The sequence below is a fragment of the Methanosarcina sp. UBA411 genome (genome assembly GCF_002495725.1).
GTDB lineage: Archaea > Halobacteriota > Methanosarcinia > Methanosarcinales > Methanosarcinaceae > Methanosarcina.
Genome location: NZ_DAGK01000003.1, coordinates 46,746 through 60,969, shown reverse-complemented (window position 1 = coordinate 60,969; position 14,224 = coordinate 46,746). Strand labels below are relative to the sequence as shown.

Below are 14,224 nucleotides of genomic sequence, written 5' to 3'. Positions count from 1 at the left end.
CATGACTCTGATTCTGAATCTCCCCTTGCCTTTTAAAACAGATAAATTCAAAGATTCAAGATTCCAGAGGATAAGTATGAAAAAAAATGTGCAAAAAATGCATTCGGAATATCTGCCAAATTTATTCACAGAGTCCGTGTACTTTTACTGAGTCCAAGTACCTTTACTTTTTCAGTTCCACATTTTCCACATATCCTTCTCCTCTAGGAGTCAGGACATAATACACAATTCCTTCACTTTCCTCTTTTTCAATACATAGAGTACTTTCTAGCATATTAAGGTTGTAACTCGCCTGGGAATCCGTGAGCTTGAGTTCGGTCTTAATTTCCTCCAGCGATTTTTTCTGCTCTACCAGGGCTTTGAGGATGTTTCTACGTACAGGGTTTTGCAGGGCATTAAGACAGGCCTTGTGGTCTTCGGTCATATCCTCTTTCATTTTACCTTCGCGCTTCATCTTTGAGACCCATTCTTCTTTTCTTTTAGCAGCTTCTTCAGGAGTCATATTTAATCATTAATATATTGTTCTCAGTATCTAAATAATTTTGTGAAAAGTAAAACTCGCAATCTCTTGCTGCTGGTTCAGTTAAACCTTTAACTGTCCAAAGATAAATTTTATCATAGTAGGCTATTGTGCATTATTAAATCCCCAGGCAGCTTACGCCCTATGATGAGTTAAATATCATGAATTCTCTAGTTATTATGAGAATTCGATTATTGTGGAGGGGTATGTTTGGAAGACAATAATGGAGATATGTTTAAGTATAAACTTGGTAAGTGGGTTCTAAGCATAGATGAATGTGCCTTTATGAATCTCATGGATCTTGGCAAGAATAAATCTATGCGCCAATATCTGATCGAGTCAATTGATAATTGGGTAAACAAGAAAGAGCCACTTATGACAGATGAATTTATTTCAGAAATGTGCGACTTTATTAAAAACGAAAATGAAGTTCTTTACGACCTTTTGGTGAAGAAGTGCGCTCTAAAAGGAATAAGTGTAGGTGAAGGTATATTTGAATCACTGAGCCTTTTGAGTTGTGGAATGATAAGTGCGCAGGAGTGCAGACAGTATGGAGATGACTTCTCTGAAGTATGATGATCATATTTTTGACTTTCTAGATTTTATAGGGAATAGGACTTAAGCAGTTGAATAGAGAAATCAATAACATCAAAATCTTCTACTGTCTAAAACGCGAATTTGACCACAACATCTATTACGCTTAATTTTATACTTCAGCATAACCCAAATACTCGTGTAAATAAGGGTTGTGATAAGGGTTAATTCAGGTGCAGCAGTGAGATCCAATAGCGGAATCCCGCAATGAAACTTACCTGCTACTCACCTGTCTTTAATTCTTTGGTAAATTCTTTTTTGAAATGTTTCCCGATTTTTGCTGAAGAACTTTCTTACTTGAAATCTTTCAGGGCTTCAAAATCGAGGGTTGCAAAGTAATCCTCAATTGTCTCGGCTCTCCGGATCTGCACAACGCTTCCGTCCTTTCTAAGAAGGAGTTCGGCAGAACGTAGTTTTCCGTTATAATTGAAGCCCATGGCGTGTCCGTGAGCTCCTGTATCGTGGATTACAAGGATATCTCCTATTTCAATTTCCGGAAGCGGTCTGTCGATAGCGAACTTGTCATTGTTTTCGCAGAGGGAGCCGGTAACGTCGTATTTATGGGCAGGGGCTTCGTTTTCCTTTCCGAGCACGGTTATATGGTGATAAGCCCCGTAAATGCCCGGCCGCATCAGGTTTGCCATACAGGAGTCCATTCCAACATAGTCTTTGTAGGTATGCTTGAGATGCCTAACCTGGGAAATCAGGTAGCCATAGGGGCCTGTGATTACACGGCCACATTCTAGGAATACTTTGAGCGGATAAAGCCCGTTGGCTGTTATTGTGGCTTCATAAGCTTCTTTGACTCCTTTTGCCACGGCTTCGAAGGAGACAGGTTCCTCTTCAGGCCTGTAGGGTATGCCTATGCCTCCACCGAGGTTAACAAATTCGAACTTTATGTTGAGTTCTTTTGAGATTTCAACTATAAGTTCAAAGAGAATTCTTGCGGTTTCCACAAAGTAATCAGCATTTAGTTCATTCGAGGCCACCATCGTGTGCATTCCAAAACGCTTTACTCCCTTGTCCCTGAGTATGCGATAACCTTCAAAAAGTTGGTCTCTAGTGAAGCCGTACTTTGCCTCTTCAGGCTTTCCTATAATGGCATTTCCTTCTTTAAGGGGGCCAGGATTGTATCTGAAACAAACAATTTCAGGAAGTCCGGCATACTTTTCAAGATAGTCAATATGGCTTATGTCATCAAGGTTTATGTATGCTCCAAGCTCTTTTGCCTTTAAAAATTCTTCAGAGGGGGTATCGTTTGAGCTGAACATTATGTCCTCCCCGGTCATTCCTGCTTTTTCGGCAAGAATTAACTCCGGCAAAGAGCTACAATCCGTACCGAAGCCCACATCTTTGAGAATTTTGAGAATAAAGGGATTTGGAAGGGCTTTTACTGCAAAGAACTCTTTAAATCCAGGTACTTCCTTGAAGGCTGCCTTCATTCTCTCTGCATTTTCCAGAATGGCTTTTTCATCGTAGATATGAAACGGGGTAGGATACTTTTTTATTATTTCCAGAATTTCCTCTTTCGTGAAGGGAAGGTCCTTTGAAACCATATTATTACCTTTTATCGATTTTTTTAATGGGGTTTGTATCAATTTGAACTTTTACTCCTTTATTAGTCTTTCTGCCCCGAGTCCCGTCACCCGAGTCCCGTCACCCAAGTCCCGTCTCGGGAGGACGGTGCCCTTTTCGCTCACCTCGTTCGCTCAAGAGGGCTGAATTACGGGCAAGAAAGGCTATATCTTCAATTCACTCCGGACGGCTGATTTAAAAAGTTTAATCGAAAACCCTTCCGACGGCGTGGTCAAGCGGCGCAACGGTTGTGGCACAACCCTTTTCAAAAAAGGCTTGACCGAAAACACCAAGCAATGGCGTGATCATCCGACGCTACAGTTGCGGCGCAGGCCAGTCACTGGCTGGGTCTATGTTTTTTGAAAACTTCTTTAAGCTTGGGGTAGGGGTAGGTATTAACAACGTCTTCTTTCTCGAGCCAGCCACGCCGCGCCTGTCCGAGTCCATATCGCATTAGAGCAAGACCCTCAGTAGAATGGCTGTCTGTAGATATACAGAATTTAAGGCCAAAGTTCTTTGCACGCAGGATCAGCTCATCATTAAGGTCAAGCCTTGAAGGCTGGCTGTTGATCTCAATCACTTTTCCGTTTGCAGCGGCAGTTTCAAAAACCTTTTCAAAATTGACGGCATAAGCCTCTCTTTTCCCAAACAGCCTACCTGAAGGATGGGCAAAGATATCAAGATACCTGTTCTCCAGGGCCGTAATAATTCTTTCAGTCATTTTCCTCTCAGGTAATGCAAAACCGGAGTGTACGGCTCCTACCACAACATCGAGTTCTTTGAGAATTTCATCCGGATAGTCCAGGCTTCCATCTCTCAGGATATCAACTTCCGATCCTTTGAGAATTTTTATCTTGAATTGTTTTGAGAGTTCGCCAATTTCTTCCCACTGGTCTTTTAATTTTTCGATTTCCAGGCCGTTTGCGACTTTCTGGGAGCGGGAATGATCGGTTACTGCGATATACTCATAACCAAGAGCCTCTGCTTTTTCAATCATGGTTTTAAGGCTGTCTCTTCCCTCACTGTATTCTGTATGCATATGGAGATCTCCCCTGAGATCGCCTGCTTCTATCAGTTTGGGCAGGGAATTTTTTGCAGCGGCTTTAATCTCTCCCCGGTTTTCCCGGAGCTCGGGTGGGATGTAGGCAAGGCCAAGTTTTTCATAAATTTCTTCTTCACTGCTGCCTGCAATCTGTTTCCCGGATTCTTTTAAGTACAGCCCATATTCCGAAAGTTTGTAACCGTTTTTGATGGCAACATTTCTAAGTTCTATATTATGTTCCTTTGAGCCCGTAAAATACTGAAGAGATGCTCCGTAGCTTTCAGGCGGGACTACTCTCAGGTCAATAGCTATCCCTTCTCTCAGAATCACACTGCTTTTTGTGCTTCCTTTTAAGATCACCTGCTCGACATCCGGAAGGGAGACAAAACAATTCATTACCTTCAAGGCCTCTCCTTTATCGGCTTCTGCCAGGATATCGATATCCCCTATTGTCTCTTTCAACCTGCGAAGCGAGCCAGTGTAGATTATCTTCGAGAGGTCGATTTTAGAGCCTGTACTCCCACACTGGTCTTTTAAAGCGGATATGACCTCATCTGCGAGTGGAAGCGCTTTTCCGAGAGCTATCCGAACATGGCTTTTTTCATACTGTTCAATTGCTCTTGCCAGATTTTCTTCACTTTTTTCTCCGAAGCCTTCGAGCCTCCTAAGTCTGTGGGTGTCAATCGCATTTTTAAGGTCTGAGAGCGTCCTTATCCCAAGGGCATCGGCAAGCTTTTTCATCTTCTTTGCCCCAAGTCCCCGAATTTCCATCAATTCCACAGTGCCTGAAGGAGCTTTCCCTTTAAGATTTTCAAATTTCTCCACCTTGCCTGTTTCCAGATACTCGGCAATGTGATCGGCAATTGACTCCCCGATGCCTGGAATCTCTGTCAGCCCGGCTTTTCCTTTTTTGGCATAGATTTTTTCGATGTCTTCCCCAAGATTTTCTATCATCTGAGCAGCTTTCCGATAAGCCCGTGGTTTCCACTCAACCTGCTGGTACTCTAGAATATCGGCAGCCTCATAAAATAACTCAGCAATCTCGCGATTTCTCAATTGCTTCCCCCTGCCCCTTATTTCTTTTCCCTTATTTTCTTTTTAAGTTTCTTCTTTCTCTCTTTTCCTTCCACAAGTCATCAAACGCCTTTACCTTCCTTCAAATCCCTGACTTCTCTAAGTGTGGTGACATCATAAGGCCCTTTATCATATCTTATGCGTAAAAAGCGAGGAAAGCGTAGAGCAAGTCCTGTTTCTCCTTCTTCCTGTCCGGCAGTGTGGCCTGGGCTTTCCGTTATTTCCGAACCAAGTACTTCAATCATTACAGCAGGCTCAACGAAGATATCCGGAAGCATTCTACTTTTTATGAATACATCTTTCGGGGCCTCGGCAATAATATGCTCTGAAAGCAGGCTATCGATTTCTTTCGCATCCGTTTCTGTGAACCCGGTTCCTACTTTTGTAAAAGTTTCAAAACGCTGTTCTTCTTCATTAAGAATTGCACAGAGGAGTGACCCAAATGAGCCTTTCCTTTTTCCCCGGCCATAATATTTTCCTACAACTACAAGGTCAAAGGTCTCTCTCATTCCTCCAGCATATTCTTCTTTCCATTTGAGCCAGAGCCAGCTCCGTTTTCCTGCCTCGTAAACCGAGTTCCTGTCCATAGATTTGATTATAACTCCTTCGAGTCTCTTTTCCAGAGCCTCATTGAAAAAGTCCTCGATTTCTTCCAGATTATCCGTAATAATTCTTCTAGTCAGGCGAAGAATTTCCGATTCCTTTACATGTTCTTCAAGGAGAGCTCGTCTTTCCGGATAAGATTTCTTCAGGAGCGAATTTCCTTCAAGGTACAGGATATCAAAAAAGAATACGGCAACAGGGCAGATTTCAGTATATTTTTGAACCTCATATTTTCTACGCCTCTTCATCAGTCTCTGGAATGAATAAAATTCTTCAGTAGAGTCGTCGGCTTTCCTGCCTTCAACATATGCAAGGATTTCCCCATCAAGCACGATTTTCTCCGCTAGAATACCTTTCTTGACCGCTTCCACAAGATCGGGATACTGGGCAGTTATATCTTCAAGCCTTCGAGAAAAAGCTTTAATTTCTTCTCCGTTTTTATGGATCTGCACCCTTTCTCCATCATATTTTTCTTCGGCTGCTTTTTTTCCTGGGATTCTTTCTTCAAGCTCTTCAAAAGTTTCCACACGCTGCGCAAGCATTGACCTGACAGGCCGGCCCAGTTTTATCGAGAAGCGCCCAAGAGCTTTTGGACCGTATTCTGCAAGGGACTCTGCAAGCTCTCCTATATCAGTACAGACGCTGTAGCTTTCTTTGATCTTGACAGCATATTTTTTGTCCCCTGTAAAAGCAATAGAGAATGCCTCAAGCAAAAACTGGTCCCCAAACCCGAGCCTGAGCTTCCCAAGCACAATCCTGACTATGTATTTTCCTTCTTCAGGGCTGGCCCGCTGAAGGATACTGGAAAGCAGTCTGGTCTTTTCCTCCTGGCTGCCTTTTCCTGAGGCTTCTTTTATCTCTCTGAGACTTCCGAATACCTCATCAATTTCCAGCGACTTTTCTTCTCCCCGGTTTATCTCAAAGGCCACATCTCCAAGGTCTCCTGTCCTTGAATATCTTATTTTAACCTCCTCTTCGGAAATTCCATAAGCTCCGGCAATAGCTTTTAAAGCAAGCTTATCCCCTACTCCAAGTGCCGTATTCTCAAAGGCAGGGCCTATGCTCCCGAGAAAAAGGTATGAGCTGTCCTTTACTTCCTTCCCTTCAAGCCCCTAAAAAAATTTAGCAATTTTACTGACGATTTCCTTATGGGATGTTATTTTTTCAAGTTCCTCAAAAAGCTCCGCAAGCTTTATGAATCGAGCCATTACCCTCTCTCCGAAAAGAACGCTTTGAAATTTTTCTCTATACTATTTATTATATTCCCGGTCTTATCGCTTTGCACCCTCAAATTTCAGAAATAGAGTTTTTCCTTCTCTTAAAATGGGAGATCCAAGAGGAAGTTTACATTTAAGAGAATAACTTTAACTAAAAATATGAAGAATATAGCACGACTTTACGTACAACAACTGGAGTAATTACATGGAAAATATTAAAGAGTATTTTAAGAAAGATAATTTCGCTGCAATTTCAGGAATAAAACTTCTGGAAGTCTCCCCAGGATATGCAAAAGCCATCATGAATATAGAGGAAAAGCACCTTAATGCTCTGAAAACCGTTCAGGGAGGAGCAATATTTACCCTTGCAGATCTTACTTTTGCTGCAGCCTCAAATGCGTACGGCAATGTTGCTGTTGCTATCAATGCAAACATTTCTTTCGTAAAAGCCGCAACAGGCAAAGTCCTCACAGCCGAGGCAAAAGAAACCTCAATAAATCCCAAAATTTCAACATATACTGTAAACATAACTGACGATAAAGGAGATCTTGTAGCAATATTTCAGGGTATGGGCTACAGGAAAAAGATTTTACTTGAAGATCTTTCCAGAATTTAAAACAGCAGATATCTCTCAGCAGGAATGATAGGAGAGGTTTCAGTAGAGAGAATATCTAAGTAGAGAAGGCATCTAAGTAGGAAACCTAGCAAGAGAAGTGAATTTCCAGAAGGGAGTTCTATGAGCCTTTTTAAGATTTTGTTAAAAAATAATATTAAAAATTAAGAAGGCTCAAATAAAGATAAAATACCAGTATTTTAGAAAGAAATTAAAGCTTAAAACGAAATTTAAGTCTAAAAAAGTTAGGATATAAATAGAGTTTGGATTTAAGTCTGAATCTAAAAAGGGCTGATTTAAAAACGTATTCAATGCGACTGCCGGGATTCGAACCCGGGTTCTAAGCTTGGGAAGCTCAGGTCATAGCCACTAAACCACAGTCGCATAAAGATGTATAGAAGTGATGTGTATTCTTCTCATGCATCTTTTAGATATTAAAGGTTTCGGTAACGAAGAAGGAATGTCAAGGATGGCTGTTTTATGGGGAAAAGGTTAAATTCCTGCCAAGCTCCGCAGGCCCCGAATTTAACTATCAAAATCTTTTTGAACACCATAAACAATTTATTCCTAGGGTTTAAGTGGAAAAAGATGCATTGTTCTGGGATGCAGTTGTCAAAAGGGCTGCATAGGTTATTTCAGTCCTATTCTTGTTTATAGTGGTGTTTTTTTCTTTCTGCCGGTAGAGTTGACCTGCCTAGAGCATGGTTTTTCTTTAGCCTTTATTTCATCTCGTTGCTCTTCGACATGGTTATTTTCCTTAAGTTCAATCCGGAGATCATAAAAGCACGGAGTGAAATGAAATGGGAAAAATGATGTGATGGGATAAGCTGTTTGCGGTGTTCTATTTCATGTTTCTTTTCATAATGTTTATTGTATGCGGTCTCGATGTGGGAAAATTACGTGTTCCCAGCATCGGGATGGAGTTTTTGGTTGCTGGAGTAATATTTTCCGTTGTGGGCTGGGGGTTTTTAGTTTGGGCAATGGTCGAAAACAAGTTTTTTGAAACTGCAGTCCGCGTCCAAAAAGAGAAAGAACACAGGGTTATTTCCACAGGACCTTATGCCATTGTCCGACACCCTGGTTATGTCGGTATGATTCTGTTTTATGGCTGCGCTCCGTTCATCATTGATTCCCTTTACGGACTGATCCCTGCACTGTTAATTGCTGTAGCTTTTATTTTCCGCACATATTTCGAAGACAGTAATGCTCTACTAGGATCTTCCAGGATATAGAGAATACACAAAGAAGGTAAGATACCGTCTTGTGCCGTTTATCTGGTGAAGAATGAATCTGAAAACATCAAAATACGTAAAAAATGTGGTAGATAGCTCAAAAGAAGTTTTAGACAATGTTTATCTGAAAGCAAAAACTTGATTACAGACAATTTGAGGTAAGCATTAAATACGATTTTTCTTTGTTATTTCTACATATGCTACTCAATATCTGTCATATTACATATGATAAGCTCATTCACAATCAATTTTATTCTTAACTAGTGTAGTTCCATAACTATTTTCATGATCAATGATTCGATTAATTATTCAGAACATAACATTCATAGAGATAATCTCTAATTTTGGGATGAATTTTATAAATATATGACAGAATGATTACTTTTACTATGCCATCCGATCCTCAAAACCCAACTAGTCTCTATAGTTAATAGAGATTAATTATTTATAAGCTGATCATTTATTATATATCGAATTTATATTAAATTACTTTTTATTTAATTTAGTGCATGAGCGATCCGATGGTCAAGCTCGTAACGGGGGGTAAAGAATGAAAGTGAAATTAATAGTTTCTCTACTTGTACTGTGTCTAACATTGTCTGTTGTATCTGTACAAGCACAGACTGATACGGCCGAGAACATGAATAACGTGAATATGATTATGGCCGGAAATACAGCTGAAAACATTACATGTAACGTGACCGGAAATGCGGTTATGGTTGCTATGGACAATGTTACTGGAAGAACCGATAACATAACCGGAAGAATGGAGAACGTAACTGGAAGAATTGGAAATATGACCGGACCTGTGACATGTAATGTGACTGGAAAGGTCATTATAATCAGAGATATGGGTAATATGACCGAAAGCGCGATTATTATCGGTAAAATAGATAATATGCCCGGAAAAATGGTTATGTTCGGAAAGATGGATGCTGCAACTGCCAGAATGGGCGAAAGAATGGACAAAGCTGCAGGAATAGCTGGAAGAATGGATAACATGGCTGTGCTCATGGTTGGAAATGTGACTGGAACCATGACATGTGAAGCAGCCAGAAATATGGATAACATGACCGGAATTGCCCAAAGAGCAGAGAACATGACCGGAACCTCCGGAAGAGCGGAGAACATAAATGTACTCATGAATGGGAGTTTTACTGGGACCTTAAAATATGATCTGACTGAAAAAATGATTATAATCAGAAACATGGGTAGTATGGCCGAAGTGGCTGGAAAGATGTGTAATATCTCCGAAACAACCGGAAGAATGGGGAACATGTCCGCCCGCATGGAGAACATGACCGGAAGAATTGAAAATATGACCGGACGCATGGAGAACATGACCGGAAGAATGGGGAACATGACCGGAAGAATGGAGAATGTAACTGGAAGAACGGAAAACATGACTAGACCCATGGTATGTAACATGACCGGACGCATGGTTGTATTCATAGATATGGATAAGATGGCTTCAATGGCCGAAAGAATCGATAACATGGGAATAGCTGAAAAAATGAATTATATTCTCGAAACTGACGAAAATACTGCTATAATCGGAGACGCGGATAACCTAACTAGAACGGATGGAAAAATGGATAATATAACCGGAACTAGCGGGCAAACGGGTAATGTAGCTGGAAAGGTAATTATAATTCGAAATATGGGTGACACTACTCAAATAATAACTAAAAACATTACGTGCAACATTACTGAGAACGTGTCTACGGTCAGGAATATGGCGGCTGGAAATAGGTAATTTGACGTAACTGTTGACAGTAAAATGTTAGTAATGAAGTATGAGTAATGCATAGTATTATTTCGATTAGAAATTTCAGCTTAGAAGTAAGTTTCGATTAGAGATTTCAGCTTAAAAGTGAGGCTGCAAACTTGTAATTTTACAGTTTACAGTTCTTACTTATCTTTTTTCAACTATTTCCGGTATTCATTACATTATTTATGCATTTTTAATGTCTACAGTCAGTTAGAAATCAGAATGAAAATTTGACCGGAACCAAACTGGGACATGATTACGACTGGAAGATGGCAGGCAGTACCAAAGGTGAGGGAACATACTCATAAAAGAATTTATTTGAAAAATTGCTGACACGAATAGAAGTTTAGCTTAAAACAATCGTTTTTCCGGTTAAATATTTTGTTCCATGATTTTCCTTTATATTTCTTTGCAATTTTTTGCTATCAGTCCTTATCCTGTTTTTTATTCCCTGTCTGGTCTCTTGAGCAGCCGAACTAAGCCTGTAAAGGCTACAAGTGCCCATGTTCCTTCGAGAATTACAAAAGGCATGTAATCAATAAGAATTGATGCATAACACGAAAGCCCTGCTCCCACGACATTAAGAACTGCATAGGTTTTCGTATCCTGTCTCAGTATTTCAAATAGATTGAGAAAAAAGGCCAGCAGCAACAGAAGTACACCTGTTGAGCCTACAATTACCGAAAGTTCAATCATCTATAGACAATATATTTTTTACTTTTATATATTTTTGCATTATATCAGTTGACATACGGCTTTGTTCTGGATTTTTAGTTGTTTATACCTTTTTTGCCCTGATGCTGACCTTTTCTGTATAAACATAGCTATCACAGTAACTGCCATTGCAAGTGCAAGTATTTTCATTATATTAAATCTGAAGTCAGCGCCTATCATCACCGCATTTATTGAAACCAGCAAGAAGGCCAGATAACTAAGATTGTGAACTTGCTTTCAGTTCCTGTATTTCTTCCTGTATATCGCAATTCCGGCAACCAGAAGGAGCAGATAAAGAGCCGGACGCTCTCCTAATACAATATAAATATTTGTCGGAGAAATTGGGGAAAATATCTGAATGTCTCGCCCCTGTAATACAAAAGTCAGTGGGTGAATAAGAAATTAATAGGATTCCAATTCTAGCCAGATTGTGGTGGGCTTTTATAAAAGGCAGTCCTGATATTTTTCTCATTCTGGCCATGTACTCGGATGAGATCATTGCAAGGAACATCGTCAAATAAGCTAATGCTCCTGCAAATCGGCGTAGCATTACAATGGGTTCTTCAGGGGTTTGCAGAACAATATCAATTACAAACAAAATTATGAGTAGAATTATGCCATAAATTGGATAAAAATGTTTACTTAGAGCTCCTTTTTATACCCCTAAAGAACTATACTACCCTTTGCTCAATTATGAATATTACATACTTGTATTCTTAAAAAGCAAACATAGCCCGTTATTGTCCCCTTATCTCAGTGAGAGTAGCCCTAATACTTATTAGATCGCTCTAATCACATTAAAAATGAATCCTGTTTAAAATCTTCTTTTTCTATCATTTTTTAGGCAAAGACTCAGACAGACTTGCAGGTTATTACGTAATTCTAAACCCGTTTTTTGAACTTCATCTTTTGAATTATCAATTCAATTTCGAATATTGGATCAATCATGAAGGCTCTTTGGATTAAGCATAAATTGAGTTTTGAAATACGTTATTAACAAAAAGTAATACTAATCACAATAATAAAGTATGTAATTATAAAACCCCTTTAAAATAAACTACAAATTATATATTATTAAATATATCTTTTACATTAATAATGGTTTCTAATTTATATTTCTATATCTATTATATTCTTTGAGTATAATCTCCTGTTGTACGTACAATTTGTTGGGGTAACTTGAGATCATTTTCATCGGTATATATTTTTTTCAGCACTTAAACTGAGCGTAAAATTCGCTGTGTAAAATTTAATAGTACGTATCTTCCATCTATAAACTAGATAGATGGTTAACTGATAAAGTAATATTTGAATGCTGCAATTACCGACAAAAATGATTACCAACAGCTTTAAAGTCGTATCAAATTGGAGGAGTGTATACAAATGGGAATACTTAAAAGGACAATGAGTGCTTTAGTGCTGGTCTTTTTCGTAGCTTCACTGACAGCTACATCAGCCAGTGCAGGCATCTGGAATAATAAATGTGACTGCGACTGGAAGAATAAGTGTGACTGTGACTGGAAGAATAAGTGTGACTGCGACTGGAAGAATAAGTGTGACTGCCACAAGGATAAATGTGACTGCAAGAAAAAATGTAAATGTGACGACTTTGACTTCAATATCTTCTTCAAATACTTCTTCGGAGAGAGCTGCTTCTTCGGAGGAAATTGTAACTGGTTTGGCGACTGGTGATAACCAGGTTGGCATGATAAAGTGAAAACAAATGGTGACCCATTCGTAAAGCCTTGTATCGGATTGCAGGGACAGTAAATTCCTCAATTATTCAATCTAATATCTCTATGGGATATTTTTAACAGGACTTACGAGCTTAAGTAGTAATGAAGTCTCATGCGACTGGTTCTTCAGTTAAACTGCGTAATTCCTTTCTTGAAGCTGGCTCGCAGTTCTCGAAATTGGTTTACGAATGTGTCTAATTTCTTATTTTCTTAAATCTTATTATCTGGAGATACTTTATTTTGGAAGCTTTCTAAATCTCTGACTTTTAAATAACTTTGATCAAGGAGAAAATCTTGAAGTTTTCATTACCATTTATTAAATAACTTTAATTTCTTCCTGCTTTTTTTCGGTATTTTCCAATTGAAATATATTTGATTATAAGTAAAGTAACTTCTTCAGAACACTATTACCTACTCATTCTATGATTACTCTATACTCGTTCTATAACTGAAAAGGCTTTTATTCTCTCGATCTCTTAAACTACAATGAAGTAAAAATTATAAAATTAACCTTATATATTCTCTATTTGGGGGATAAGATGGATACAAATAAAGGTAAGCCGACTGAGAAAAGATCTTTTACAGAGGCAGAAAACCGCTTTACAGAAGAGAAGGGAAGAGGTACTAATTTTTTAGTCCCTTATGCACGGTCAAATATCGAAAAATGTATGTGTTCGCAGTGTCCGGTTCAGGCCGACAGTAAATGTGCTCAGGAAAAACTTCAGAGTTCAGGAAAGGAAATGGAAAATATGCCCGGAGGAGAAGTCCCAGATCCTGAGGACGTTCCAGGAATATACTGCTCCACAGGAAAAGCTACCTGTCAGGACCTTAATTTCGACAGACAATGCATTTGTGGTACCTGTGAAGTCTGGAAAGAGTATGGTCTCGAAGAGATAAATCCAAATAATCACTTCTGTCAGCACGGTAGAGCGACATAATTTGTTTAATATAAATCTTAAAATTAACTTTTAATTATTTTGTAAAGTAAGTTCTATATTTCTTAATTTCTTCTATTTTTTGATCTTTTTTAAGTTTTTATTTAAATAGCTTAATTTGGGGGAATAATGTGAATAAAGGAAGAGATACATCAATCGGAGAAAGTGACTCTATAACACCTCGAGACAGAAATGTAACTTTTGAAAGGGATGCAGATTTTATAGTTCCTTATGAACGGGAAAATATTAGCAGATGTAGATGCCCACAGTGCCCGGTTCAGGCTGACAGTAAATGTGCACAAGACAAAATCAGGAGTTCAAAACAAGCAATGGAGAATATGCCAGCAGGTGAAGTTCCTAATCCTGAAAACTTCCCGGGAGCATACTGTTCTATAGGTGAAGCCCGATGCCAGGACCTTAAATTTGATAGAAAATGCATTTGCGGTTCTTGTGAGGTCTGGAATGAGTATGATCTCAAAAATGCAGATCCCAATAATCACTTCTGTCAGCAAGGCAAAGCGACCTGATCTTTAACTTGCAGATTGGGAGCTCATCCCAAAACCAATTATATTTCTATTATATTCTACATCAATAAGAG

General features: G+C 39.2%; 11 protein-coding genes, 1 tRNA gene and 1 pseudogene. 7 read left to right on the top strand and 6 right to left on the bottom strand.

What is annotated here, in order from left to right:
• Window positions 1-163: 163 nt before the first annotated feature.
• Complete coding sequence (locus BP861_RS01385; RefSeq protein WP_292371815.1) at window positions 164-502, bottom strand: winged helix-turn-helix domain-containing protein; 339 nt, start codon at window positions 500-502, stop codon at window positions 164-166.
• Window positions 503-730: 228 nt separating this feature from the next.
• Here BP861_RS01385 and BP861_RS01380 point away from each other — a divergent pair, with 228 nt between their 5' ends.
• Window positions 731-1,096 (top strand): hypothetical protein, encoded by a 366-nt coding sequence (locus BP861_RS01380; RefSeq protein WP_292371814.1) that lies wholly within the window; start codon window positions 731-733, stop codon window positions 1,094-1,096.
• Window positions 1,097-1,407: 311 nt separating this feature from the next.
• Here BP861_RS01380 and BP861_RS01375 read toward each other — a convergent pair whose 3' ends face one another.
• The 3 genes and pseudogenes from BP861_RS01375 to BP861_RS01365 form a co-directional block, all read right to left on the bottom strand.
• Window positions 1,408-2,670, bottom strand: a complete 1,263-nt coding sequence (locus BP861_RS01375; RefSeq protein WP_292371813.1) for a diaminopimelate decarboxylase family protein — start codon at window positions 2,668-2,670, stop codon at window positions 1,408-1,410.
• Window positions 2,671-3,026: 356 nt separating this feature from the next.
• Complete coding sequence (polX, locus tag BP861_RS01370; RefSeq protein ID WP_292371812.1) at window positions 3,027-4,787, bottom strand: DNA polymerase/3'-5' exonuclease PolX; 1,761 nt, start codon at window positions 4,785-4,787, stop codon at window positions 3,027-3,029.
• A gap of 80 nt (window positions 4,788-4,867) precedes the next feature.
• Window positions 4,868-6,475: pseudogene (locus BP861_RS01365) on the bottom strand (ATP-dependent DNA ligase); the annotation flags it as partial.
• A gap of 355 nt (window positions 6,476-6,830) precedes the next feature.
• Here BP861_RS01365 and BP861_RS01360 point away from each other — a divergent pair.
• Window positions 6,831-7,241, top strand: coding sequence for a PaaI family thioesterase (locus tag BP861_RS01360; protein WP_292371810.1), 411 nt, complete (start codon window positions 6,831-6,833; stop codon window positions 7,239-7,241).
• Window positions 7,242-7,550: 309 nt separating this feature from the next.
• Here BP861_RS01360 and BP861_RS01355 read toward each other — a convergent pair.
• Window positions 7,551-7,622: transfer RNA gene (locus BP861_RS01355), tRNA-Gly, on the bottom strand.
• Window positions 7,623-8,086: 464 nt separating this feature from the next.
• On the opposite strand from BP861_RS01355, the gene BP861_RS01350 reads away from it, so the two are divergent.
• Complete coding sequence (locus BP861_RS01350; RefSeq protein ID WP_292371808.1) at window positions 8,087-8,470, top strand: methyltransferase family protein; 384 nt, start codon at window positions 8,087-8,089, stop codon at window positions 8,468-8,470.
• Window positions 8,471-9,065: 595 nt separating this feature from the next.
• Window positions 9,066-10,226, top strand: coding sequence for a hypothetical protein (locus BP861_RS01345; protein ID WP_292371806.1), 1,161 nt, complete (start codon window positions 9,066-9,068; stop codon window positions 10,224-10,226).
• A gap of 459 nt (window positions 10,227-10,685) precedes the next feature.
• On the opposite strand, the gene BP861_RS01340 is transcribed toward BP861_RS01345, so the two are convergent.
• A complete protein-coding gene (locus BP861_RS01340; RefSeq protein ID WP_292371805.1) occupies window positions 10,686-10,937 on the bottom strand; it encodes a CBU_0592 family membrane protein in 252 nt (83 codons plus the stop codon).
• Between the two features lie 1,401 nt (window positions 10,938-12,338).
• Here BP861_RS01340 and BP861_RS01335 point away from each other — a divergent pair.
• From BP861_RS01335 to BP861_RS01325, 3 genes are all read left to right on the top strand, one after another.
• Complete coding sequence (locus BP861_RS01335; protein WP_292371803.1) at window positions 12,339-12,647, top strand: hypothetical protein; 309 nt, start codon at window positions 12,339-12,341, stop codon at window positions 12,645-12,647.
• Window positions 12,648-13,230: 583 nt separating this feature from the next.
• Complete coding sequence (locus BP861_RS01330; protein ID WP_292371801.1) at window positions 13,231-13,629, top strand: DUF2769 domain-containing protein; 399 nt, start codon at window positions 13,231-13,233, stop codon at window positions 13,627-13,629.
• Window positions 13,630-13,757: 128 nt separating this feature from the next.
• The gene (locus tag BP861_RS01325) at window positions 13,758-14,153 is read left to right on the top strand and encodes a DUF2769 domain-containing protein (protein ID WP_292371799.1); all 396 of its coding nucleotides are present in this window, start codon (window positions 13,758-13,760) and stop codon (window positions 14,151-14,153) included.
• Window positions 14,154-14,224 lie beyond the last annotated feature (71 nt).